This is a genomic window from Stenotrophomonas sp. a6, from assembly GCF_030913325.1.
Classification (GTDB): domain Bacteria; phylum Pseudomonadota; class Gammaproteobacteria; order Xanthomonadales; family Xanthomonadaceae; genus Stenotrophomonas; species Stenotrophomonas maltophilia.
On sequence record NZ_CP133161.1, the window covers coordinates 3044560 to 3067983 of the forward strand.

At 65.9% G+C, this 23424-nt stretch carries 28 protein-coding genes and 3 tRNA genes; 15 read left to right on the plus strand and 16 right to left on the minus strand.

What is annotated here, in order from left to right; genetic code table 11:
• Positions 1 to 20: 20 nt before the first annotated feature.
• The gene (locus Q9Q79_RS14080) at positions 21 to 1046 is read right to left on the minus strand and encodes an NADP-dependent oxidoreductase (RefSeq protein WP_012480862.1); all 1026 of its coding nucleotides are present in this window, start codon (positions 1044 to 1046) and stop codon (positions 21 to 23) included.
• 336 nt (positions 1047 to 1382) lie between these two features.
• Between Q9Q79_RS14080 and Q9Q79_RS14085 the strand changes: the two genes are divergently transcribed.
• From Q9Q79_RS14085 to dxs, 7 genes are all read left to right on the plus strand, one after another.
• A tRNA-Phe gene (locus tag Q9Q79_RS14085) sits at positions 1383 to 1458 on the plus strand.
• A 73-nt stretch (positions 1459 to 1531) separates the two neighbouring features.
• Positions 1532 to 1607, plus strand: a tRNA-Phe gene (locus tag Q9Q79_RS14090).
• Between the two features lie 193 nt (positions 1608 to 1800).
• A complete protein-coding gene (locus Q9Q79_RS14095) occupies positions 1801 to 2349 on the plus strand; it encodes a lipocalin family protein (RefSeq protein ID WP_012480863.1) in 549 nt (182 codons plus the stop codon).
• A gap of 169 nt (positions 2350 to 2518) precedes the next feature.
• The gene (locus Q9Q79_RS14100) at positions 2519 to 2995 is read left to right on the plus strand and encodes an LEA type 2 family protein (protein WP_049395301.1); all 477 of its coding nucleotides are present in this window, start codon (positions 2519 to 2521) and stop codon (positions 2993 to 2995) included.
• Between the two features lie 64 nt (positions 2996 to 3059).
• Positions 3060 to 4850 carry an acyl-CoA dehydrogenase C-terminal domain-containing protein gene (locus Q9Q79_RS14105; protein ID WP_099527709.1) on the plus strand — a complete coding sequence of 597 codons (1791 nt, stop codon included), beginning with the start codon at positions 3060 to 3062 and terminating at the stop codon, positions 4848 to 4850.
• Between the two features lie 554 nt (positions 4851 to 5404).
• Positions 5405 to 6070, plus strand: a complete 666-nt coding sequence (locus tag Q9Q79_RS14110; protein WP_005410414.1) for an HNH endonuclease — start codon at positions 5405 to 5407, stop codon at positions 6068 to 6070.
• Between the two features lie 105 nt (positions 6071 to 6175).
• Positions 6176 to 8083 (plus strand): 1-deoxy-D-xylulose-5-phosphate synthase, encoded by a 1908-nt coding sequence (dxs, locus tag Q9Q79_RS14115; RefSeq protein ID WP_032964317.1) that lies wholly within the window; start codon positions 6176 to 6178, stop codon positions 8081 to 8083.
• A gap of 80 nt (positions 8084 to 8163) precedes the next feature.
• On the opposite strand, the gene Q9Q79_RS14120 is transcribed toward dxs, so the two are convergent.
• From Q9Q79_RS14120 to Q9Q79_RS14130, 3 genes are all read right to left on the minus strand, one after another.
• Complete coding sequence (locus tag Q9Q79_RS14120) at positions 8164 to 8367, minus strand: hypothetical protein (RefSeq protein WP_005410416.1); 204 nt, start codon at positions 8365 to 8367, stop codon at positions 8164 to 8166.
• Between the two features lie 168 nt (positions 8368 to 8535).
• Positions 8536 to 9096, minus strand: coding sequence for a DUF3011 domain-containing protein (locus tag Q9Q79_RS14125; RefSeq protein WP_005410417.1), 561 nt, complete (start codon positions 9094 to 9096; stop codon positions 8536 to 8538).
• A gap of 131 nt (positions 9097 to 9227) precedes the next feature.
• Entirely contained in the window at positions 9228 to 9434 is a 207-nt protein-coding gene (locus tag Q9Q79_RS14130; RefSeq protein ID WP_005410418.1) for a hypothetical protein, read from the minus strand.
• A 404-nt stretch (positions 9435 to 9838) separates the two neighbouring features.
• Here Q9Q79_RS14130 and Q9Q79_RS14135 point away from each other — a divergent pair, with 404 nt between their 5' ends.
• The 4 genes from Q9Q79_RS14135 to Q9Q79_RS14150 all read left to right on the plus strand — a co-directional run bounded on the left by Q9Q79_RS14135 (position 9839) and on the right by Q9Q79_RS14150 (position 11376).
• Positions 9839 to 10123, plus strand: a complete 285-nt coding sequence (locus Q9Q79_RS14135; protein ID WP_201864035.1) for a hypothetical protein — start codon at positions 9839 to 9841, stop codon at positions 10121 to 10123.
• A gap of 12 nt (positions 10124 to 10135) precedes the next feature.
• A complete protein-coding gene (locus tag Q9Q79_RS14140) occupies positions 10136 to 10369 on the plus strand; it encodes a DUF1653 domain-containing protein (RefSeq protein ID WP_005410421.1) in 234 nt (77 codons plus the stop codon).
• An 88-nt stretch (positions 10370 to 10457) separates the two neighbouring features.
• Positions 10458 to 11030: a TetR/AcrR family transcriptional regulator gene (locus Q9Q79_RS14145; RefSeq protein WP_099527108.1), complete on the plus strand. Its 573-nt coding sequence runs from the start codon at positions 10458 to 10460 to the stop codon at positions 11028 to 11030.
• A 13-nt stretch (positions 11031 to 11043) separates the two neighbouring features.
• Positions 11044 to 11376, plus strand: a complete 333-nt coding sequence (locus tag Q9Q79_RS14150; RefSeq protein WP_043401898.1) for an SMR family transporter — start codon at positions 11044 to 11046, stop codon at positions 11374 to 11376.
• A gap of 22 nt (positions 11377 to 11398) precedes the next feature.
• On the opposite strand, the gene Q9Q79_RS14155 is transcribed toward Q9Q79_RS14150, so the two are convergent.
• Positions 11399 to 11572 carry a DUF1328 domain-containing protein gene (locus tag Q9Q79_RS14155; RefSeq protein ID WP_005410424.1) on the minus strand — a complete coding sequence of 58 codons (174 nt, stop codon included), beginning with the start codon at positions 11570 to 11572 and terminating at the stop codon, positions 11399 to 11401.
• 94 nt (positions 11573 to 11666) lie between these two features.
• The gene (locus Q9Q79_RS14160; protein WP_005410425.1) at positions 11667 to 12308 is read right to left on the minus strand and encodes a LysE family translocator; all 642 of its coding nucleotides are present in this window, start codon (positions 12306 to 12308) and stop codon (positions 11667 to 11669) included.
• 156 nt (positions 12309 to 12464) lie between these two features.
• On the opposite strand from Q9Q79_RS14160, the gene Q9Q79_RS14165 reads away from it, so the two are divergent.
• The gene (locus Q9Q79_RS14165; RefSeq protein ID WP_201864037.1) at positions 12465 to 13157 is read left to right on the plus strand and encodes an aspartate/glutamate racemase family protein; all 693 of its coding nucleotides are present in this window, start codon (positions 12465 to 12467) and stop codon (positions 13155 to 13157) included.
• A 24-nt stretch (positions 13158 to 13181) separates the two neighbouring features.
• On the opposite strand, the gene Q9Q79_RS14170 is transcribed toward Q9Q79_RS14165, so the two are convergent.
• Entirely contained in the window at positions 13182 to 13577 is a 396-nt protein-coding gene (locus tag Q9Q79_RS14170) for a hypothetical protein (RefSeq protein WP_032964285.1), read from the minus strand.
• A gap of 243 nt (positions 13578 to 13820) precedes the next feature.
• Between Q9Q79_RS14170 and Q9Q79_RS14175 the strand changes: the two genes are divergently transcribed.
• Genes Q9Q79_RS14175 through Q9Q79_RS14185 form a run of 3 tightly spaced genes read left to right on the plus strand, consistent with a single transcriptional unit; the run spans position 13821 to position 15207 of the window.
• The gene (locus Q9Q79_RS14175) at positions 13821 to 14330 is read left to right on the plus strand and encodes a DUF3011 domain-containing protein (RefSeq protein ID WP_201864039.1); all 510 of its coding nucleotides are present in this window, start codon (positions 13821 to 13823) and stop codon (positions 14328 to 14330) included.
• Positions 14327 to 14770 carry a DUF6713 family protein gene (locus Q9Q79_RS14180; RefSeq protein ID WP_233489904.1) on the plus strand — a complete coding sequence of 148 codons (444 nt, stop codon included), beginning with the start codon at positions 14327 to 14329 and terminating at the stop codon, positions 14768 to 14770. Before Q9Q79_RS14175 ends, Q9Q79_RS14180 begins: the two co-directional genes overlap by 4 nt.
• On the plus strand, positions 14767 to 15207 hold the full coding sequence (locus Q9Q79_RS14185; protein WP_005414059.1) for a GNAT family N-acetyltransferase: 441 nt from the start codon (positions 14767 to 14769) through the stop codon (positions 15205 to 15207). The genes Q9Q79_RS14180 and Q9Q79_RS14185 overlap by 4 nt, the downstream gene beginning before the upstream one ends.
• Before the next feature lie 65 nt (positions 15208 to 15272).
• On the opposite strand, the gene Q9Q79_RS14190 is transcribed toward Q9Q79_RS14185, so the two are convergent.
• From Q9Q79_RS14190 to thrS, 9 genes are all read right to left on the minus strand, one after another.
• Positions 15273 to 15349 (minus strand) — tRNA-Pro (locus Q9Q79_RS14190).
• Positions 15350 to 15417: 68 nt separating this feature from the next.
• Entirely contained in the window at positions 15418 to 15774 is a 357-nt protein-coding gene (locus tag Q9Q79_RS14195; protein ID WP_005410431.1) for a MerR family transcriptional regulator, read from the minus strand.
• Positions 15755 to 16054, minus strand: coding sequence for an integration host factor subunit alpha (locus tag Q9Q79_RS14200; RefSeq protein ID WP_005410432.1), 300 nt, complete (start codon positions 16052 to 16054; stop codon positions 15755 to 15757). Before Q9Q79_RS14200 ends, Q9Q79_RS14195 begins: the two co-directional genes overlap by 20 nt.
• A gap of 27 nt (positions 16055 to 16081) precedes the next feature.
• Positions 16082 to 18463: a phenylalanine--tRNA ligase subunit beta gene (gene pheT, locus Q9Q79_RS14205; RefSeq protein WP_201864041.1), complete on the minus strand. Its 2382-nt coding sequence runs from the start codon at positions 18461 to 18463 to the stop codon at positions 16082 to 16084.
• Between the two features lie 120 nt (positions 18464 to 18583).
• Positions 18584 to 19579: a phenylalanine--tRNA ligase subunit alpha gene (locus tag Q9Q79_RS14210; protein WP_005410434.1), complete on the minus strand. Its 996-nt coding sequence runs from the start codon at positions 19577 to 19579 to the stop codon at positions 18584 to 18586.
• Between the two features lie 192 nt (positions 19580 to 19771).
• Positions 19772 to 20131, minus strand: a complete 360-nt coding sequence (rplT, locus tag Q9Q79_RS14215) for a 50S ribosomal protein L20 (RefSeq protein WP_005410435.1) — start codon at positions 20129 to 20131, stop codon at positions 19772 to 19774.
• An 11-nt stretch (positions 20132 to 20142) separates the two neighbouring features.
• A complete protein-coding gene (rpmI, locus tag Q9Q79_RS14220; protein WP_005410436.1) occupies positions 20143 to 20340 on the minus strand; it encodes a 50S ribosomal protein L35 in 198 nt (65 codons plus the stop codon).
• Positions 20341 to 20605: 265 nt separating this feature from the next.
• Positions 20606 to 21133 carry a translation initiation factor IF-3 gene (infC, locus tag Q9Q79_RS14225; protein WP_074725076.1) on the minus strand — a complete coding sequence of 176 codons (528 nt, stop codon included), beginning with the start codon at positions 21131 to 21133 and terminating at the stop codon, positions 20606 to 20608.
• A 63-nt stretch (positions 21134 to 21196) separates the two neighbouring features.
• Positions 21197 to 23098 carry a threonine--tRNA ligase gene (thrS, locus tag Q9Q79_RS14230; RefSeq protein WP_201864042.1) on the minus strand — a complete coding sequence of 634 codons (1902 nt, stop codon included), beginning with the start codon at positions 23096 to 23098 and terminating at the stop codon, positions 21197 to 21199.
• Positions 23099 to 23424 lie beyond the last annotated feature (326 nt).

Below are 23424 nucleotides of genomic sequence, written 5' to 3' on the forward strand. Positions count from 1 at the left end.
GTCGGCACGCCGCCAAGCCCTCAATCCAGCTTCACCACCAGCTTGCCGAAGTTGCGCCCCTGCAACAGCCCAAAAAACGCCTCCGGCGCATTCTCCAGCCCTTCCACCACATCCTCGCGGTACTGGATGCGACCTTCGCGCAGCCACTGCCGCATCTCGCGTTCGAAGTCCGGCCACAGGTGGTTGAAGTCGTGCACGATGAAACCACGCACGGTCAGGCGCTGGCGCAGGATCTGGCTGAACAGTGCGGGCAACCGGTCCGGGCCGGGCTGCTCGATGCCCCGCTCGTTGTAGGTGGCGATGGTGCCGCACACTGGAATGCGGGCGAAGTCGTTGAGCAGCGGCAGCACCGCATCCAGCACGTGCCCGCCCACGTTCTCGAAATACACGTCGATGCCCGCGGGCACCGCCGCGCGCAGCTGTTCGGCAAAGTCGGCCGCACGATGATCCAGCGCCACGTCCACGCCCAGCGTCTGCAGGTAGGCACGCTTGGCTTCGCCACCGGCGATGGCGACCACGCGCGCGCCCTGCAGCTTGGCCAGCTGGGCGACGGTCGCGCCCACCGGCCCGGTCGCGGCAGCCACCACCAGCGTCTCACCCGGCTTCAAACGGGCGATTTCGTGCAGGCTGGAATAGGCGGTGAAGCCGGGCATGCCATATACCCCCAGCGCGGTACTCAACGGCAGGCCGGCCGGATCCAGCCGACGCCCCAGCGCCTTGGCCGGCAGCACCGCATGGGTCTGCCAGCCACCCGGCGCCAGCACCAACTCACCTGTGGTTACGCCCTCGGCGTTCGACTGCAGCACCTCGGCCACGGTCTGCCCTTCCATCACCGCGCCCACCGCCACCGGCGCGGCGTACGACGGGCCCTCGTCCATGCGTCCACGCATGTACGGGTCCAGCGACAGGTAGCGGTTGCGCAGCAGCACTTCGCCATCCCCCAATGCCGGCAGCGCAGCCTGTTCCAGGCGGAAGTTGGCCGCGCTTGGTGCGCCCTGCGGACGCGAGGCCAGCACGATACGGGAGGTAGCGAGGGAATCGGACATGGTGACCGGCTCTGCTGTTGCCAGCATCAGGAAAGGAATGCCGACACTACGCTGCAACGATCGCCGGCAACGGCCATGAAAACAGCGTTCCATGGACCAGCGCGGCGCGGGTCCGGCGCAGCCCTTGGCCTTGCAGCTTTGGCGATCGCGGCGATCTGCTGATTTCCACCGCAGACGATGATCGACTGACCACGCCCCCGTCCCACAACGGAGGATCAAGCACTTGCGAGCCCGCAGACGGCAATGTGAAGAAATCTTGGCAAAACGCTTGCCGAAGGCAGCCGACCTCCGTAATATACGCGTCCTTGGCAGCGACCTCGCTGCAACGAAACATGTGGCCGAGTAGCTCAGTTGGTAGAGCAGGGGATTGAAAATCCCCGTGTCGGCGGTTCGATTCCGTCTTCGGCCACCACTTTCGAAGGCCTGCAGAAATGCGGGTCTTTTTTTTCCGGAAACCGGGTTTGATCACGGTTGCCACACAATTTGGCCGAGTAGCTCAGTTGGTAGAGCAGGGGATTGAAAATCCCCGTGTCGGCGGTTCGATTCCGTCTTCGGCCACCATCTTCAGAGACCTGCAGAAATGCAGGTCTTTTTTTTGCGTGCGGCCTGCGATCCACGCATGGCGTGGATCTACCTGGCGCTGGCCCCTTCCATGGCCTCGATCCATGCCGGGCCACTGCCGTCTGGTTGACGAAACATTTACACCGGTACCCGCCGCGGCACCTACGCTGCAGATTCCTGCCGGAGCCTGCCGATGCAATTGCGCCCCACCCTGCTCGCCTGCCTGCTGCTGGCCGCCCCTGTGATCGCCGCCGAACCGGTGCGTGCAGTCGATACGCTGGACATCGATCGCTATGCCGGCCAGTGGCACGAGATCGCGCATCTTCCGGTGTCGTTCCAGAAGCAGTGCGTCGGCGAGATCACCGCCAACTACGGGCTGCGCCGCGATGGCCGCATCAGTGTCACCAATGCCTGCCGCAACGGCGACGGGGAACGTGTGGTTGCTGAAGGCGTGGCACGCCCGGTTGCCGGCCATCCCGGCCAACTGCAGGTCCGCTTCGTGCCGGACTGGCTGAGCTGGGTGCCACTGGTCTGGGCCGACTACTGGGTGTTGGCGCTGGACCCGGACTACCAGTGGGCCCTGGTCGGTGAACCGGACCGTAAGTACCTGTGGATCCTCTCGCGCCTGCCGGAAATGGATCGCGCCCGGTTCGAGCAGTTGAAGGAAAAAGCCGAAGCCATGGGCTACGACCTGCGCCCGCTGCGCCTGATGGCCCCGCTTCGCGATACGCCCGCCGATTGAGCCGCAGTTCAATCCGTACGCGCACCGTGCGCCCGAAGATCCAGCGCCGCGCACGCCCCGCCGCCATCTTCACGCGCTACCCTCTGCGACGGCTCGCCACAGGCGATCCAAACGACCATACGCCGTAGTATGCTTATTCCAACGCACCGCCTCCAGAGGACCTGCGCCCATGCTCCACCGTTTCCGTATCGCCTTGATCGTCCTGAGCACCCTCGCCCTTGCCGCCTGCGGCAACGGCATCGTCAAGCGTGTTTCGGAACCGGCGGCCAGCCTGCAGCAGCTGACCGTACGCGCCGACGGCAACTGGACCGTGGCCCTGCGCCTGCAGAACTACAGCTCCATGCCGATGACCTTCGATGACGTCTCGCTGGCACTGACCGTCGGCGACAGCGACGCCGGCACCCTGCAGGCCAAGCCCGGTATCTCCATCGGCGGCACCTCCGCGGATGTCATCAATGTCGACCTGGTGCCCAGTTCGGCCGCACGCCTGGTGGTGGCCGATGCACTGGCCGGCAACCGCACCCTGGCCTATGGCCTGAAGGGAACGGTCGCGGCCACGCCGCAGGAAAAGAAGCAGCGCAGCTTCGATATCAGCAGCCGCAGCACCCTCAACCAGGCCCCGGGCCTGCCGGGCGTGCTGCGCTGATTTCCACCTCCGTCGCGGCGCCTGGCGCCGCTCTCCCCTGCCCTGATCAAATCGAGACGTACCGATGAGCAGCTACACCGCCCCGCTTTCCGACCTCCGTTTCGCCCTGCACGACGTGCTCAAGGTCGAACCCCTGTTCGCCCGCCTGGGCTTCACCGACGCCACCGCCGACGTGGTCGATGCCGTGCTGGAAGAAGCTGGCCGCTTCAGCGCAACCGTGCTGGCCCCGCTCAACAGCGTTGGCGACGAGATCGGTTGCGTGCTCGACCAGGCAACCGGTGAAGTGACCACCCCGCCCGGCTTCAAGCAGGCCTACGACCAGTTCGTCAATGGCGGCTGGACCGGCCTGACCGCCTCGCCGGAACTGGGGGGCCAGGGCCTGCCGCACACCCTTGGCGTGCCGCTCAACGAAATGATCAACGCCGCCAACCTGGCGTGGGGCAACTTCCCGCTGCTCTCGCACGGCGCCATCGAAGCGCTGAAGCAGCACGGCGAGGCCTGGCAGCACGAGGCCTTCCTCAAGCCGCTGATCGAGGGCCGCTGGACCGGCACCATGTGCCTGACCGAGCCGCACTGCGGTACCGACCTGGGCCTGCTGAAGACCAAGGCCGAGCCGAACGCCGATGGCAGCTACTCGATCACCGGCACCAAGATCTTCATCACCGCCGGCGAGCACGACCTGACCGAAAACATCGTGCACCTGGTGCTGGCCAAGCTGCCCGACGCCCCTCCGGGCGCCAAGGGCATCTCGCTGTTCGTCACGCCCAAGTTCAAGGTCGACCGCGATGGCAATGTCGGCGAGCGCAACGCACTGCGCTGCGGCTCGATCGAGCACAAGATGGGTATCAAGGGTTCGGTCACCTGCGTGATGAACTTCGACGGTGCGCAGGGTTACCTGGTCGGCCAGCCGCACAAGGGCCTGCAGGCCATGTTCACCATGATGAACACCGCGCGCCTGGGCGTCGGCCTTCAGGGCATCGGCCTGTCCGAGCGCGCTTACCAGAACGCACTGAAGTACAGCCGTGAACGCCTGCAGTCGCGCGCCCTGAGCGGTGCGAAATTCCCGGACAAGCCGGCCGACCCGATCCTGGTGCACCCGGATGTGCGCCGCATGCTGCTGACGGTGAAGTCGCTGGTCGAGGGCAGCCGCCTGCTGGCCCTGCACGCCGCCACCCTGATCGACATCGCCCACCATGCCGAGGATGCCGCCGAGCGCGAGCGCGCCGACACCCTGGTGAGCTTCCTGACCCCGATCTCCAAGGCCTGCCAGACCGAATGGGGCATCGAGAACACCTACAACGCCCTGCAGTGCTTCGGTGGCCACGGCTACATCCGCGAACACGGCATGGAACAGCTGGCCCGCGACGCTCGCATCACCACCCTGTATGAAGGCACCACCGGCATCCAGGCGCTGGACCTGATCGGCCGCAAGACCGCGTCCAGCCAGGGCGCCGGCCTGAAGCTGATGCTGGCCGAGATCGAAGCCTTCGCCAAGGAACACGAGGGCAACGAAGCGCTGGCCGAGTTCATCGGCCCGCTGCGCGCCAAGTCCGCCGAATGGGGCAAGCTGACCCTGGACGTGCTGCAGCGCGCGGCCGGCAATCCGGACGAACTGGGCGCAGCCAGCTACGACTACCTGTTCTATTCGGGCTACGTGGTACTGGCCTACTGGTGGGCCCGCAGCGTGGCCGCCGCCGACGCCAGCGCGCACGGCGCCGCCTTCGCCAAGGGCAAGCGCGAAACCGCTCGCTTCTACTTCGCCCGTGTGCTGCCGCGCACCCTCAGCCACGCCGCCGCGATCCAGGCCGGCGCCGCCCCGCTGATGGCGATGGACGACGAGCGCTTCGGCGCCTGAGCCGGGCTGCCGCCCGGCACCCGCGGTAGTGCCGGCCGCTGGCCGGCAACCGCAATAGCAACAGCTGGATCCCGGTGGATGGCGGGGCGGTGTGGGCTGGCAGGACACGCCGTAAACCCCGCTCCGCGGTCCGGCCCAGCCGCTGGCGACTGTGCGTTCGGGCGCTTGCGAAGCAGTGCTTCGCAAGCAAAGCGCCCTCACCCTTGGGGGCTCGATGGCGCCATCCATGGCGCCAACGGTCCTGCCAACCCACACCGCCCCGCCTCTGACAGTTCCCCGCGATCTGCGTAGATCCACGCCACGCGTGGATGAGAACCCCCTAAATCCCTCTGGAGAAGAGCCCCTTTTTGTTAAAGGGGGCGCGCCGACAGGCGCGGGGATTAGGAAGAATGCGCGGGCAACCCAGCGCGCCAACGGCGGGCTGGGTTGCTAAAGGGGGCGCACCGACAGGTGCGGGGGATAGGAGGAATGCGCGGACCTGAATCGTTGCGATTTGCGTATCGCCGACAGGCGATACACAAATCGTCAACATTCAGGTATAAGCTGTTCTCCCGATGGAGACAGACACTACACGCTTGGGTCTGATCGAAGCCGGAGCTCCGTTTTCTGCTCCGGGCGCCGAAGCATCGCCCAACGCCACGACGCTGCATCGCCCCGGTTCGGTCCGGCTGCTCTCGCTTGATGCCCACGGACGCGTACTGGACTGGATCACCTGGCAGGATGCGGCGTGCCTCTACGCCCGCGAAGCGGTGGCCTGGACGCTGGGCGATCCCTGCCTGCACATCCACGGCGGCACCAATCGCTTCAGCGGCCTGCAGAGCGGCATGGACCTGCACCCGATCATCGCCGCGCGCGGCCATGCCCGCTCCCGCGCGATCGACCCCACGCCGAACCTGACCAACCCGGCCCTGTTCGCCCGCGACGCCCACCTGTGCATGTACTGCGGCCAGCAGTTCAACCGCCCCACGCTCACCCGCGACCACGTCGTGCCACTGTCCAAGGGCGGCCTGGACTGCTGGGAAAACGTGGTCACCGCCTGTTTCCACTGCAACTCGCGCAAGAGCGACCGCACCCCGCAGCAGGCCGGAATGCCGCTGCTGGCCGTGCCCTACCGGCCCAGCTGGATCGAGCACCTGATCCTGTCCAACCGCAACATCCTGGCCGACCAGATGGCCTTCCTGAAGGCGCAATTGCCCAAGCGGTCGAAACTGAGCACCTGAACGCCTGAAAATGCAACCCTCACCGTCCTGTCACGGACGGCGGCGTTTGCTTGCCCCACCCCCGTTTGAGGGCGAAAATGGGCATTCAGAAAAAGTGCGAACATGATGATCGACTCTGCCCGCTATCCCCGCCTCGCGCGCATCCAGACGCCGGATGACCTGCGCACGTTCGACGAATCCGAACTGAGGGCGGTTGCCGACGAACTGCGCGCCTACCTCATCGAATCGGTGGGCAAGAGCGGTGGCCACTTCGCCGCCGGCCTGGGCGTGATCGAACTCACCGTAGCCCTGCACTACCTGTACCAGACTCCGGTCGACCAGCTGGTCTGGGACGTCGGTCACCAGACCTACCCGCACAAGATCCTGACCGGGCGCCGCGACCAGATCCACACCGTCAAGCAGAAGGACGGCGTCGCGCCATTCCCGAAGCGCGAGGAGAGCGAATACGACACCTTTGGCGTCGGCCACTCCTCCACCTCGATCTCGGCGGCACTCGGCATGGCCATTGCCCGCCAGTCCGAAGGCGACGACCGCAAGATCGTGGCGGTGATCGGTGACGGTGCGATGACCGCCGGCATGGCCTTCGAAGCGCTGATGCACGCCGGCGGCATGGACCCGGAACCGAACCTGCTGGTGATCCTCAACGACAACAACATGTCGATCTCCGAGGCGGTCGGCGGCCTGACCAAGATGCTAGGCCGTGCCACCGGCAGCCGCACGCTCAATGCGCTGCGCGAAGGCGGCAAGAAGATCCTCGGTGACAAGAAGAACAACCCGGCGCGTTTCGTGAAGCGCTGGGAAGAACACTGGAAGGGCATGTTCGTGCCGTCCACGATGTTCGAGGAGATGGGCTTCCACTACACCGGCCCGATCGACGGCCACGACATGCCCGCCCTGCTGTCCACGCTGAAGACGCTGCGCGCCTCCAAGGGCCCGAAGCTGCTGCACGTGATGACCACCAAGGGCAAGGGCTACGAGCCGGCCGAAGGCGACCAGATCGGTTACCACGCCGTGGGCCCGTTCGATCCGGACAAGGGCCTGGTGGCCAAGGCCGGTGCCAAGAAGCCGACCTATACCGATGTGTTCAGCGACTGGCTGTGCGATGCCGCCGCCGCCGAGCCCCGCCTGTACGGCATCACCCCGGCGATGCGCGAAGGCTCCGGCCTGGTGCGTTTCAGCAAGGAATACCCGCAGCGCTATTTCGACGTGGCGATTGCCGAACAGCATGCGGTCACCCTCGCCGCCGGCATGGCCACCCAGGGTGGCAAGCCGGTGGTGGCGATCTACTCGACCTTCCTGCAGCGCGCGTACGACCAGCTGGTACATGACGTGGCGATCCAGGACCTGGACGTGCTGTTCGCGATCGATCGCGCCGGCGTGGTCGGCCCGGACGGTGCGACCCATGCCGGCAACCTCGACCTGAGCTTCCTGCGCTGCGTGCCCAACCTGGTGGTGATGGCACCGTCCAACGAAGCCGAGTGCCGGCAGATGCTCAGCACCGGCCTGCAGCACCCGGGCCCGGCCGCCGTGCGCTACCCGCGCGGCACCGGCACCGGCGTTGCAGCCGGCACCGACCTGTCCACCCTGCCGATCGGCAAGGGCGAACTGCGCCTGCAGGGCAGCCGCATTGCCCTGCTCGCCTTCGGCAGCACCGTGGCCGCCGCCGAGCAGGTCGGCCGCGAACTCGGCCTGAGCGTGGTCAACATGCGTTTCATCAAGCCGCTGGACCGCGAGCTGGTGCTGGCTGTCGCCGCCCAGCACGAGGGCCTGGTGACGATCGAAGACAACGTGGTGGCCGGTGGCGCCGGTTCAGGCGTCGGCGAGCTGCTCAATGCCGAAGGCGTGCTGCGCCCGATCCTGCACCTGGGCCTGCCCGACAGCTACCAGCACCATGCCAGCCGCGAGGACCTGCTGGCCGAAGCAGGTATCGACGCCGCGGGCATCCGTGCGGCCGTGCTCAAGCGTTGGCCGCAGCTGGCCACAGGTACCCCGCCGCTGAGCGCGGCGGGCTGAGACCGATTGCCACCCAGTGGATCCGCGCATGGCGTGGATAGCGGGGCCAGGAAACAGGACCTGGCCGGAAACCCCCGCCCTCAGCCGTAGCTGACCGCTTCCACGAAGGCGCCGCTGGCTTCCACGCGCACGGCAGCGCGCTGCCCGGTATCGACAAAGTGCAGGCGCGCCAGGGTTTCAGCGAAGTCGAAGGCGCGGGCACCGTCGCGGAAATCGATCGGCTCCGGCCGGTCCGGATGCAGCACGCGCCATTGGCGCTGTTCGCATTGCAGGCGGATCAACATGCGGCTCACTCCTTGAGGCAGCGTATCGACGGTAGCGGGACATTCCTGCCGATCACGGCAGGCATCGTCGCAACAGATCAGGGACACACAGAGATGCCCTGATCGCAGAAGATACGGCAATTCAAAATGTGAGCTGTATCAGATTTTTCTGATTTTAGAGGGGCACGCTCAGTTCACCTGGAACTGTGCCCGGCAGCCGTCGCTGACCCAGATGCCACGACGATCCCAGCCCCAGGTCTGGCCCTCGATGCAGGCACTGCGCGAATCCTGGCGAACCAGGCGCACGCCGCGGCGGATGCGGGCGTCGCAGTACTCCTGGCGATGCCCATTGGAATGACAGGTGATCACCTCGCCGCCGCCCCAACCGTTGCCGTTGCCGTTGCCCCAGCCACCCCCATTGCCCCAGCCACCGCCACGACGGTACTCGCCGACGAACTCGGCGCGGCAGCCCTGGGTCACCCAGACGCCATAGCGCGACTGGCCCCAGGTCTCACCTTCCACGCACGGCGAGCCGGACAACTGGCGGATCATCCGCGCGCGGCCCTCCAGACGGCACTCGTTGCTACGGTTCTTGATCGACTCGCAGCGCACGATGCCGCTGCCTTCGCGGCCACCGTAGCGGTCATCGTCATAGCCGTAGCCATAGCTCTGCGCCTGGGCGCCCCCCGCCGCCGCCAGCATCGGCAGCAGGGTGCAGGCCAGGGTACGCCAGGTGAGTGCCTTGCCCATCGAGATCTCCAGATGAATACGATGGCGCAAGCATCCGGGATTCGCGGCACGGCGCACAGGGGGGCGCGTGACGCCGGTTTTTCCCCATTCAAACAACGCAACCGTAGCTGACTGCACCGCAACGACCGGCGTCAGTCTCCTACGTGCAGGGCATCCACCGCGCTGCCGAGCGCCTCGACCCGCACCGTGCTGCGCTGGCCGGTGCGACGGTGGTGCTCGAGGGCCCGCGCCGCGGCGACATCGAAAGCCTCGGCGCCCCGCGCATATCGGGTTGCGTCATGCACCTGCGGATCCAGCACGGACCAGTGCCGGGCGTTGCGTTGAACGGTAATGACCATGAGGGGCTCCTGCGGATGGAAGGATGCGACGGCAGGCGGACGGTCCACGTGCCGGTACACCTTCAGGCTAGCGATCACCTCAGGGGTGGCCCATCAGATTTGTACGAAAATGCCGCGCCCTCCGGTCAGCCCTTTGCCTGCCCTCACATCCCTGAGTCCATTTAGCCTGTTCATTCCGTGATTCTTGTCACGGAGTCAGCCGGGCTTCACACTACCGTCATCAACAGGGGCCCCTTCCACATGCGCACCTTCTTCTCGCAGCAGCGTTGGACGCTGCTGAAGTTCTATTTCGTGGCCAGCTACCTCGTGCTGATCGAGGAACTGATCCGCGCCGCCATGCACTGAGCGCTTGCTGCAGGGCTATTTGCGACAGACACTGTCGCTTTAGGCACGGAGCCCGCCCGATGAAAGCGCTTCTTCTGATTCCAGCCCTGCTGGTGCTGTCCGCCTGTGCCAACCAGCATCAGGCCGCTGCGCGTGCCGATACGGCGGCCACTTCGCCTGCCACGCCGAAGGTCGGTGGCGACCGCGATGCCCACGGTTGCATCGGTTCGGCCGGCTACCAGTGGTGCGAGCACAGCCAGCGTTGCGAACGTCCGTGGGAACTGGCGCAGGCACAGGGCCTGGCCAACACCGCCGAAGCCATCGATGCCTACTGCGCGAAGCCGGCCAGCCCGGGGCGCAAGTGAGTCGCGCCGCCCATGGCTGAGCTGAGTCCGCTCCCCACCCTGGCCCCAGGCCGCTACCGCCACTTCAAGGGCGGCGAGTACGAAGTGCTCGACATCGTCCGCAGCAGCGAGACCCTGCAGCCGATGGTGCTGTACCGCGCGCTGTATGGCGAAGGTGGCCTGTGGGTACGCCCGTACGCCATGTTCGTCGAGCAGGTGCCCGGCGAGCACGGACCGCAACCGCGTTTCGCCCGCGTCGACGCATGAGGGTTCCGCTGCCGGCCATGGCCGGCAGCGCGCGGTAACGCGGCGGGCCTGCGTTACAATCGTACCGTCCAGTCGGTTTCTTCCCGCCATGTCCGCATCCCCCTCCCGTTCGCGCCGCAAGGCGCCCGACAGCGTGCGCCAGTCACTGCTGCAGGCCACCATTGAAGTGATCGGCCGTAACGGCCTGGCCGCGCTGACCGTGCAGGACGTCGCGCAGGCCGCCGGTGTCAGCAAGGGTGCGTTGTTCCATCACTTCAGCAGCAAGCAGGTGCTGGTGGATGAAGCCATCGGAGCGCTGATTGGAGAATTCGAAACGCGCGTGCGCGCCCTGCTGCAGGAAGACCCCGAAGGCCATGGTCGTTTCAGCCGCGCCTATGTGCAGGCCAACTTCGAGCATCTGCTGCAGCAGGAGCAGGACAACGACATCGGCCTGACCTTGGGCAACCTGATGGAACCGGGCCTGCTTGCGCACTGGCGCAACTGGAAGCGCGCGATGCTGGCCGAGTTCCCTGGCGAAGCCGGCGACCCACGGCTGTACGCGGCGCGCTGCGCTGCCGATGGCTACTGGGCCACGGCCTATGGGCGTCCGCTGGACGAGGAAGAACGTGCCAATGCATTGGCCATGGCCGAACAGGCCCTGAAACTGTGCGACCCGCAGTGAGCTGGAGCGCTCGATGAATCCCTACCTCTACCTTGCCGCTGCCATCGTGCTGGAAGTGATTGCCACATCACTGCTGAAGGCATCCGACGGCATGAGCCGGCTGGCGCCGACACTGGGCGCACTGGTCGGCTACGGGCTGTGCTTCTACCTGCTGTCGATGACCATGAAGTCGATCCCGACCGGCATCGCCTACGCAATCTGGTCCGGCGTCGGCATCGTGCTGATCTCACTGATCGGGCTGGCGGTGTTCAAGCAGCGCCTGGATGCACCGGCGTTGATCGGCATCGGCCTGATCTGCGCCGGCGTACTGGTGATCAACCTGTTCTCGCGCAGCAGCGCGCACTGAGCACGCTGCTGCGCGATCAACGCTAGCTGACCTTCTTCGCTACGGTCATGCCGAGCAGGAACAGCACCACGGCGATGATGATGCCGGCCCAGAACAGGAACTTGGCGATACCGACCGCGGCACCGGCAATGCCACCGAACCCGAGCACGCCTGCGATCACACCGATGACGGCGAAGATGATGGCCCACTTGATCATGTCAAACCTTTCCCTGCGGGGACTGCGTACTGGATGATCAGGCTAGGCCGTGGCCGATGCGGCAATCGTGAACAGGCCGCGTGCGCGGCGTGAATCAGCGCGGACGGAAGCGCAGCAGCGCGACGGCAAACGCCAGGAACACGCTGCCCACCAGGCGCTCGAACCAGCGTCGCGCAAACGGCTTGGCCAACCAGCGGCGAAGGCCATGGCCACCGGCCGCATACATCACGTACCAGAACAGTTCGCACGCGGCAAAGGTGGCCACCAGCACGCTGTACTGCAGCGCCTGGCCGCGTGACGGGTCGACGAACTGCGGCAGGAACGCCGCCGCGAACAGCAGCAGCTTGGGATTGCTCAGGCCCACCAGAAGGCCACCACGGAACACCTTCCACGCGCCCAGCGAGGCCGCAACCGGCGGCGTAGCATCGACCGTCACCGGCGGCGCCGGCCGGCAACTGTCACGCCATGCCTTCAGGCCCAGCCAGGCCAGATAGGCCACGCCCAGATAACGCAGCACCTCGAACAGCATCGGCGACGAATGCAGCAGCGCACTCAGGCCTGCTGCGGAGGCCGCCAGCACCAGCAGCATCGCCAGCAGGCAGCCGGCCATCGCCGGCACACTGCCACGGAACCCCAGCCCGACGCTGCGACCGAGGATATGCAGCATGTTCGGCCCCGGCGTACCACACAGAACGAACACCGTGGCGAGGAACCACCACCAGGTATGCAGGGCCATAGCGCACATCCACTTCAGAAGATCCAACCAGCATAGAGTGCGCCGGGCCTGCCGCGGCACACACAGCGCAGCATGGATGTGGTGGTTACAGATCGCCGCCATCGGCAACCGGGCACCATCTGTGCTGCAATGAGGGCTCCTGGCACGGAGCGGCGCATGAAGACCCTTGGCCTGATTGGTGGCATGAGCTGGGAAAGCTCGGCCCAGTACTACCGGCTCATCAACGAGGAGGTACGGCGGCGGCTCGGCGGTGCGCACTCGGCACAGCTGCTGCTGTGGTCGGTGGATTTCGCCGGCATCAAGCAGCTGCAGCACGAAGGCGACTGGGACACCCTGGGTGACCACATGGTCGATGGCGTGCGGCGCCTGCAGGCGGGCGGCGCCGACCTGCTGCTGATCTGCACCAATACCATGCACAAGCTGACCGATCGCATCGAGGCGGCCTGCACGCTGCCGCTGCTGCATATCGCCGACCCCACCGCCCAGGCCATCGTGCAGGCAGGCGCACGCAAGGTGGGCCTGCTCGGCACCGCCTTCACCATGGAACAGGACTTCTACCGCGGCCGGCTGCAGGATCGCTTCGGACTGGAGGTGCTGGTACCCGAAGCCGATGATCGTCGCAGCGTGCACGACATCATCTACCAGGAGTTGATCGCTGGTGTGGTCAGCGAGCACTCACGGCAGGTCTATGCCGGCGTGATCGCGCGACTGGTGGCGCGCGGTGCCGAAGCAATCATTCTTGGCTGCACCGAGATCATGCTGCTGGTACGCCCGGAGGACAGTGCAGTGCCGCTGTTCGATACCACCGCCCTGCATGCGCGGGCCGCCGTGGACACGGCCCTGGCTTGAATCAATGCGCGCCGGAGCGCGGAATCAGTCCGCGCCCTGCACTTCCAGCGCGGTGATCAGCCACTCGACCACCGCCGATGAATCGCACAGGAAGAAGATGGCGTCACCGGAGCGTGCTTCGGTAAGCAGCCGATAGACCGTGATCGCCACCGCCGACTGGTTGGCGATGAACACTTCCGGGCTGCGCGGCCCTTCACTATGCCCGGCAACGGCATGCAATGCCTTGCGCGCAGCCACAGTGGCAGCCGGGTCCGCGCTGCGGGTCAGTTCCGGCCCGCGCAGCCCCCAGGCAACGAACACATGCTTGCCCTTGAACGTAGTGTCCAGGACCCGCACCTCGGCGCCACCTGCGTCGGCCGAGCGATGAATGACGGTACTGCTGATCAACGCAACCCCCTGTGGTCGTCGTGGTCCGCGCATCCTCCCCCGCAGGCCGCCCGCACACCAGTGACGGCAGCCACAGGCTGCGCCGACAGGCATGGAAGACATGTAAGAAGGTGTAAACCGATGCGATCGGATGTGCAGCGATGATACGGGATGTAAGCCTCTGCATGGGCTGGTGCGCACTACTAAATCCCTCCTGAGCCGCTTCCGGAACGATGCGTTCCGACGGCCCCGTGCTGGGTCATTCTTGCCGCCCGAATCCCCGCCCGAGGCTCCCCCATGACCCTTCGCCCGCTGCTGCCGATCACCGGCGCCGCCCTTGCCCTGCTGCTGGCCGCCACCGCCGTGGCCGCCCAGGACTACGACACTGATCACATTCCAGCGCTGCGCTGCGAATCCCAGTTCAACAAGACCGAGCAATGCCCCATCGAGGGACCGATGCGCCTGGCCAGGCAGCTGTCGGTGACCCATTGCGTGGAAGACCAGAACTGGGGCCAGAGCCGGCGCATGCTGTGGGTGACCGACGGCTGCCGCGCCGAGTTCGTTGCCGACGAACACGGCCGCTGGCCGGGACGTGGCCGCAGCCGTGATCGCGACAACGAGGGCGAACGCCTGGTCTGCGAGTCCTACGAGAACAAGGACAAGGAGTGCCGGATTCGCGTGCGCCATGAGGTACGGCTGGTCAGGCAGAAATCGGTGACAGCCTGCATCGAGGACCGCAACTGGGGCTGGGACCGCCGTGGGGTGTGGGTCAGCGACGGCTGCCGTGCCGAGTTTCGTGTGTATTGACTGCCGGCCGCGCGCTGGCTGCATCGAGCAGGCGTGCGTGCCAGGCGGAGTCGATAGACTATGGCCTGCACGGCAGGGAGCACGACATGGAACGATGGTATCTGGCGACGCTGCTGGCGTTGATCCTGCATCAGATCGACGCTGCGTTCTGGCAGGAATGGGCCATGTTCCATGTCCCCGGTGGCATCCAGGGCTTCCTGCTGTTCAACCTGTTCGCAGTCGGCGCCGTGCTTTGGGGTTATCGCCAGATCGTGCTGGGCACATCCACGGCGCGCAGCTATGCACTGGCTTGCGGGGGGCTCGGCATTGGCACGGCACTGATCCATCTGGCCTTTGCCCTGTTCGGTCGCAGTGAATTCCACCTGCCGCTGTCGATTGCGGTCCTGCTCGCCTGCTTTGTGTCGGGTGGCGGCCTGTTGCTGAAGCTGCGCCCGCGATGAACCGGACGTCCTCTTCTCCGCACCTGCGCGACGGCATTCCGCAGGACGCAGATGCCTTGATCGCGCTCGACAGCGTGGCAGCCACTGATCCACGGCGGATCATGCAGATTGCCGACTGGCTGGCGCACGGCGTCGTGCAGGTCGCCGAGCAGGACGGCAAGATCGTCGGCTACCTGGTCATCCATCACCACTTCTTTGGCGAAGCCTTCATTGAAATGTTGATGGTGGCGCGCGAACAGCGCAGCCAGGGCATCGGCGCCATCCTGCTGCGGCACGCGATCACGTGGCGCGGTGGCGGCAAGCTGTTCACCTCGACCAATGCCTCCAACACGGGCATGCAACGCCTGCTCGCTGCCGCGGGCTTCGTGGGCAGCGGCATCGTGCATGGCCTGGATGAAGGCGATCCGGAACTCATCTACCGCTTCGCGGAAGACTGATCAGCATCTGCAGAACGCACAAAAAAGCCCACGCATTGCTGCGCAGGCTCCTTGATTCATCACAGTGGTCGGGACGGCCGGATTCGAACCGACGACCCTCTGCCCCCCAGGCAGATGCGCTACCAGGCTGCGCTACGCCCCGACTGATGCTGCGATGTGCCCGCCAGTGCGGCGGGCCGTGAAGTATAGCGGATTACGATGGAAATGGGATCAGCGGCGCAACAACTGCAGCACTTCTTCCAGCTCCATGCGCACCTGCTTGATGATCTGGTTGCTCAGCGCCGATTCCTCGCGGGCATCGGGACCATCCAGACGCAGGCGTGCACCACCGATGGTGTAGCCCTGTTCGTACAGCAGGCTGCGGATCTGCCGCACCATCAGCACGTCATGGCGCTGGTAGTAGCGGCGGTTGCCTCGGCGCTTGGCCGGCTCAAGGCTGGGAAACTCGGTTTCCCAGTAGCGCAGGACGTGCGGCTTGACGTCGCACAGCTCGCTGACCTCACCAATGGTGAAGTAGCGCTTGGCCGGGATCGGCGGTAGTTCGCGGTTACTGCCCGGATCCAGCATAAGCCTCCACCCTCTCCTTGAGCTTCTGGCCCGGACGGAAGGTGACCACCGTACGGGCGGAAATCGGAATTTCCTCGCCGGTCTTGGGGTTGCGACCCGGGCGCTGGTTCTTGCGCCGCAGATCGAAATTACCGAAGCCCGACAGCTTCACCTGACGTCCCTGTTCCAATGCTTCACGCAGCACATCGAAAAACGCGTCGACGAATTCCTTGGCTTCACGCTTGTTCAGACCGACTTCGTCGAACAGCTTTTCCGCCATCTCCGCCTTGGTCAATGCCATTGCCTGCTACCCCCGAGTGCTGCCCGCTCAGCCGCGGATCCGGGCGTGGTGTTCACGCTCGATGGCAGTGACCGCCTCGGCCACCACCGCATCCACGTCGCGGTCCGTCAGAGTGCGCGACTTGTCCTGCAAAATCAAGCCCATAGCGAGACTCTTGAAGCCCGGCTCGACGCCCTGGCCAACATAGCGGTCGAACAGGTTCAGGTCGCGCAGCAGCGGGCCGGCGGCCTGGCGGACGGTCGCCGCCAGGTCGGCCCAGGCCACCTGCTCAGGCACCAGGAACGCCAGGTCGCGGCGCACCGCCGGGAAGCGCGACAGCTCGCCGGCACGCGGCAGGCGACGGGCGGTCAGCGGCTCCAGGTCCAGCTCGAAGGCGTACACGTCGGCCTCGATCTCCATCGCCCGCGCCAGGCGCGGATGGATCTGGCCGATCCAGCCGATGGCCACGCCATCGCGGAACACCTCGGCCGAACGCGCCGGGTGGCCGTAAGCGCGGGCCGACGGACGGAACTCCAGCTGCGCGCCACTGGCAGCCGCCAGCGATTCCAGGTCGCCCTTCAGGTCATGGAAATCGACCTTGCGGGTCGGCAGGCCCCACTGCACCGCCTGCGCCTCACCGCAGACCGCAGCGGCCACGCGCGGGGTTTCCAGCGGCGCCGGTTGGCCGTCTCCGCCCTGCTGGGCAAACACACGGCCGATCTCGAACAGGCGCACGCGGCCCAGCTGGCGCGCGGCATTGCGGCCAAGCGTGGCGACCAGGCCCGGCAGCAGCGACGGACGCATCACCGCCAGTTCCGCCGACAGCGGGTTGGCCAGCGGCACCAGACCGTCGCGCAGCTGCCACTGGGTCAGCAGCGCGTCGTCGACGAAGGCGAAGTTGACGGTTTCCTGCTGGTCACGGGCGATCAGCTGGCGGCGCACGCTCAGCGCGTCCAGCTGCGTCTCGCTCGGCATCGCCACGCGCGAGGCACCGCCCGGCAGCGTGGTCGGGATCTGCTCGTAACCGTGGATGCGGGCCAGCTCTTCGATCAGGTCTTCTTCGATGGCGATGTCGAAGCGGCGGCTCGGCGCCGTGACCTGCCAGCCCTTGGCGGTGGCAACCACGTCCATGCCAAGCGCGCGCAGGATGCGCTCGACTTCGGCATCGTCGATGCTGATGCCGAGCACGCGGGTGATGCGGGCGCGGCGCAGCACGATGGTCGCCGGCTGCGGCAGATCGGCTTCACGCACGGCCTCGGTGACCGGTGCCGGGGTACCGCCGGCCAGGTCCAGCACCAGGCGGGTGGCGTACTCGATCGCGGTGCGCGGCAGCGCCGGATCGACGCCGCGCTCGAAGCGATGGCCGGCATCGGTGTGCAGGCCCAGCTTGCGGCCACGGCCCATGATCGCGGCCGGCGCGAAGTGCGCGGCTTCCAGGAACACGGCGGTGGTCGCGTCGGTGACGCGGGTGTCGAAGCCACCCATCAGGCCGGCCAGGCCGACCGCACGGTCAGCATCGGTGACCACCAGGAAGCTGTCGTCCAGCGCAGCATCGCGGCCGTCCAGCAGCTTCAGCGTCTCGCCCGCGCGCGAACGGCGCACGGCGATGCTGCCCTGCAGGGTGCCCAGGTCGTAGGCGTGCATCGGCTGGCCCAGCTCCAGCATCACGTACTGGGTGATGTCGACCAGCAGCGAGACCGGACGCACGCCGCTGCGGCGCAGGCGCTCGGCCATCCACAGCGGGGTCCTGGCGGCAGCATTGACACCTTCGATGACACGGCCCAGGTAACGCGGCGCTTCGGCGCCGGCGTCGAGCTGGATCGACAGTTCGCGGTTGCCAACCGGCACGATGGCATCGGCGGCGAAATCCAGCACTTCACTGCGGGTGGCCGCAGCGACGTCGTAGGCGATGCCGCGCAGGCTGAAGCAGTCGGCGCGGTTCGGAGTCAGCTTGATCTCGATGCTGGCGTCCGGCAGGCCCAGGTACTCGACCAGGGTCTGGCCGATCGGGGCATCGTCCGGCAGTTCCAGCAGGCCGGACGCATCGCTGTCCAGGCCCAGCTCCTTGGCCGAGCACAGCATGCCGTTGGACTCGACGCCACGCAGCTTGGCCGGCTTGATCTTCAGCTCGCCGATCTGCGCACCAACCATCGCCAGCGGCGCGACCAGGCCCGGGCGTGCGTTCGGTGCGCCGCACACGATCTGCAGCAGTTCGCCCTGCCCGGCATCGACCCTGCACACCTGCAGGCGGTCGGCTTCCGGATGGCGCACGGCTTCAACGATGCGTGCCACGACCACGTGATCGAGGCCTTCGCCAAGCGCGGTTACTTCTTCCACTTCCAGGCCGATGGCGGTCAGCACCGCGCTCAGCTCATCGCGCGAGGCGGAGGTCGGGACGTGGCTGCGCAGCCAGTTTTCGGAGAATTTCATGGTGTCACCCTGGTGGGAGGCGTGCCTCCCGTTGCGGTTTTTGGGGTCGCCCAGCGCATGCGCAAGCAGGCGTCCATCCAGAAAGCAGCCGAGCAGGGCTCGGCTCTACACGGTTGCGGCTTACGCGAACTGCTTCAGGAACCGCACATCGTTCTCGAAGAACGCGCGCAGGTCGTTGACGCCGTAGCGCAGCATCGCGAAACGCTCCACGCCCATGCCGAAGGCAAAGCCGGTGTAGCGCTCCGGATCGATGCCGACATTGCGCAGCACGTTCGGATGCACCATGCCGCAGCCGAGCACTTCCAGCCAGCGGGTGCTGCCATCGGGCTGCTGCCAGGCGATGTCCACTTCCGCGCCCGGTTCAACGAACGGGAAGTAGCTGGGACGGAAACGCATCTCGAAATCGCGCTCGAAGAACGCACGCACGAACTCGGCCAGCGTGCCCTTCAGGTCGGCGAAGGTCGAATGCTCGTCGACCAGCAGGCCTTCCACCTGGTGGAACATCGGCGAGTGGGTCTGGTCGCTGTCGCTGCGGTACACCTTGCCGGCGGCGATCATGCGCAGCGGCGGCGCGTGGTCGCCCATGTAGCGCACCTGCACACCGGAGGTATGCGTACGCAGGAGGCGGCCGTCGCCGAAGTAGAAGGTGTCGTGCATGGCGCGCGCCGGGTGGTGCGGCGGGAAGTTCAGCGCCTCGAAGTTGTGCCAGTCGTCCTCGATCTCCGGCCCTTCCGACAGCTCGTAGCCCAGCCGGCCGAAGATGCCGGTGATGCGCTCCAGTGTGCGGGTGATCGGGTGCAGGCCGGCACGGTCGCCATTGCGGCCCGGCAGGGTGATGTCGATGGCTTCGGCGGCCAGGCGCGCATCCAGTGCCGCGTCTTCCAGCAGCGCCTTGCGCTCGCCCAGCGCGCGGGTCAGCACGTCGCGGGCCTGGTTGATCGCTTCACCGGCGGCCTTGCGCTCGTCGGCCGGCAGGGCACCGAGCTGCTTGAGCTGCGAGGTGATGCTGCCGCTCTTGCCAAGCAGGGCCACGCGCAGCTGCTCCAGCACGTCGGGGCTCTGTGCGGCGGCCACATCGGCCAGCGCCTGAGTGGTGAGGGATTGGATGTCGCTCATGGGGGGCTGGAACTCCAGTCGATCTGCCATCGCGATGCGCGAAGGGCCGACCCCTGTCGCCACCGCCGTCCCCGCGCTGCCGTCGTGGCCTCGCCGGGACCCAAAAAAGAATGGGGAAGGACTTGCGCCCTTCCCCATGCATTGCCTTGACCTGACACCGTCCGAGTGAACGGTTACGGCATCGGGAAGGACTTATGCCGCCAGCGCGCCCTTGGCCTTTTCGGCCAGCGCAGCAAAACCGGCTGCGTCGTGCACGGCGATGTCAGCCAGGACCTTGCGATCCAGGGTGATGCCGGCCTTCAGCAGACCGTTCATGAAGCGGCTGTAGCTCAGGCCGTTGATGCGGGCAGCCGCATTGATACGGGTGATCCACAGCGAACGGAAGTTGCGCTTCTTCTGCTTACGGCCGATGTAGGCGTACTGCTGTGCCTTGATGACCGCCTGCTTGGCGACGCGGAAGACCTTACGGCGGGCGTTGTAATAGCCCTTGGCGAGATCCAGGATTTTCTTGTGGCGGCGACGCGCCTGTACGCCACGCTTAACTCGTGCCATTTTTCAGTTCCTCAGAGGTAAGGGAGCATGCGGTCCAGACGGCCTGCGTCTTCTGCACGGACATGGCCCGTCTGACGCAGATTACGCTTACGCTTGGTCGCTTTCTTCGTGAGGATGTGGCTACGGTTGGCGTGGCCGCACTTGTACTTGCCCGAGGCGGTCTTGCGGAAACGCTTGGCCGCTGCCCGGTTGGTCTTGATCTTGGGCATTGCAATGTCCTTGATGGGATATGACCCTGGTTTCTGACTGATCTGGCGGCGGCCTGGGCCGCTCTTTCCGTCCTGCCATGATCGGCGTACGACCCGTCCTGGGTGGGTCGAGCCGGGCATGATACAGGCAAAACCGCCCTGCCACCAGCCCCTGCAACCCTTTACCGGCGATTCACCGGCGTCCTGCAAAAGCAAAGGGACGCCAGCGGCGTCCCCTTACCCTGAACCCTTCAGCCAGGCGCCCCGGAAGGCGGCCCGTCAGGCCTCAGGTCTTCTTCTTCGGCGCGATCATCATGACCATCTGACGCCCTTCCAGGCGCGGACGGGATTCAATGACGATGTCCTCGCCCAGATCGGTCTCGATCCGGTTGGCCATTTCGCGGCCCAGTTCCTGGTGGCTCATTTCACGGCCACGGAAACGGATGTTGACCTTGATCTTGTCACCATCTTCGAGGAACCCGCGCATCTTGCGCAGCTTGATCTGGTAGTCGCCCTCGTCCGTGACCGGACGGAACTTCACTTCCTTGATCTCGACCTGCTTGGTCTTCTTCTTGGCCTCGCTGGCCTTCTTCTGCGCTTCGAACTTGAACTTGCCGAAGTCCATGATCTTGCAGACCGGCGGATCGGCCTGCGGCTGGATCTCGACCAGGTCCAGGCCTTCATCTTCGGCCATGGACAGCGCTTCGTCGCGCGACAACACGCCGATCATTTCTCCGTCACTGCCGATCACGCGGACGCGCGGCACACGGATTTCCTGATTCTTGCGGTTCTGTTTGTTGTCAGGGGTGCTGATATTACGTTCTCCCAAGGGTATCGAACCGGTCCGGGTGCCTGTGCGCCCGGACCGGACCTTTGCTTACGCGCCCTCGGCGTGGAGCCGCTCGATGAAGGCCTGCAGGCTCATGCTGCCCAGATCTTCGCCAGAACGCGTACGCACCGCCACAGCCCCATTTTCCTTCTCGCGGTCACCAATGACCAGCAGGTAGGGCACGCGCTGCAACGTATGCTCGCGGATTTTATAGCCGATCTTCTCGTTACGCAAATCCGAGCTGACGCGGAAGCCTTGCTCCGCAAGGGTTTTGGTCACGCCCGAGACGTAGTCGGCCTGGGCGTCGGTGATGTTGGCCACCACCACCTGGGTCGGGGCCAGCCAGGCCGGGAACTGGCCGGCATGGTGCTCGATCAGGATGCCCAGGAAGCGCTCCATCGAGCCGACGATGGCCCGGTGCAGCATGACCGGGTGCTTCTTCTGGCTGTTCTCGTCCACGTACTCGGCGCCCAGGCGGCCCGGCATCATGAAGTCGACCTGCATGGTGCCCAGCTGCCAGGTACGGCCGATGGCGTCCTTCAGGTGGTACTCGATCTTCGGGCCATAGAAGGCACCCTCGCCCGGCAGCTCCTGCCATTCCACGCCACAGGCGGTCAGCGCCGAGCGCAGCGCGCCTTCGGCCTTGTCCCAAGTGGCGTCGTCACCCAGGCGCGATTCCGGGCGCAGCGCGATCTTGATCTGGATCTCGTCGAAACCGAAGTGCTGGTAGACCGCCAGCGCCTGCTGGTGGAAGGCCGTCACTTCCGACTCGATCTGGTTTTCCGTGCAGAACACGTGGCCGTCGTCCTGGGTGAAGCCACGCACGCGCAGGATCCCGTGCAGCGCGCCGGACGGCTCGTTGCGGTGGCAGGAACCGAACTCACCGTAGCGGATCGGCAGGTCGCGGTAACTGTGCAGGCCCTGGTTGAACACCTGGATGTGGCCCGGGCAGTTCATCGGCTTGACCGCGTACGTGCGCTTCTCCGATTCGGTGAAGAACATGTTGTCCTGGTAGTTGTCCCAGTGACCGGACTTCTTCCACAGGCTCACGTCCAGGATCTGCGGGCAGCGCACTTCGCCATAGCCGCTGTTGCGGTAGACCTTGCGCATGTACTGCTCGACCACCTGCCACAGCGCCCAGCCCTTCGGGTGCCAGAACACCAGGCCCGGTGCTTCTTCCTGCAGGTGGAACAGGTCCTGCTGCTTGCCGATGCGGCGGTGGTCGCGCATTTCAGCTTCTTCGATGCGCTTGATGTACGCCTCGAGCTGCTTCTTGTCGGCCCAGGCGGTGCCGTAGATGCGCTGCAGCTGCTCGTTCTGCGCGTCGCCGCGCCAGTAGGCGCCGGAGATGCGGGTCAGCTTGAAGGCCTTCAGGAAGCGCGTGTTCGGCACGTGCGGGCCACGGCACATGTCCACGTATTCCTGATGGTAGTACATGCCCATCGCCTGGATGTCGTCGGACATGTCCTCGATCAGGCGCAGCTTGTAGTCCTCACCACGGGCCTTGAAGATCTCGATCACTTCGGCGCGCGGGGTCATCTTCTTGATGACGTCGTAGTCCTGGGCGATCAGCTCGCCCATGCGCTTCTCGATCGCGGCCATGTCGTCCGGGGTGAACGGGCGCTCGGAGTAGATGTCGTAGTAGAAGCCTTCGGCGATCACCGGACCGATCACCATCTTCACATCCGGGTACAGCTGCTTGACCGCGTGGCCGACCAGGTGGGCGCAGGAGTGGCGGATGATCTCCACGCCCTCCTCGTCCTTGGCGGTGATGATGCGCAGGCTGGCATCGTGGTCGATGACGTCGCTGGCATCGACCAGCACGCCATCCACGGCACCGGCGATGGTGGCCTTGGCCAGGCCGGCACCGATCGACTGGGCGACGTCCATGACGCTGACGGGGTTTTCAAACTCGCGGCGGCTGCCGTCGGGGAGGGTAATGTTGATCATCGGAGTGGCTTCGTGCGGGGCCCGCTGGGCGGGCTGGAAAGCGCTCCCGGGGCGGCGCCCGGGCAATAAAAAAGCGCCACGAGGGCGCCAGGGACACAGGGCCTTCGGGGGCAGGTCAACAGTGGGCGGTGGTAGTGCTCATGTCGCACGCTCGGCCGGCGCTGGGCGCGGGCCACCTTGTTCCAGTCAGGGAGTGTGATGATCTTAAACCAGCGCACCGGAAAGCCCAAGGGCTACCGTACGGTACGCTGAATGGCCCTCGCTGGCGGCGTGAAAACGCAATGATTACCATGTCCGCGCAGCCCGCCCCGTGCCAGCCTGCCCGC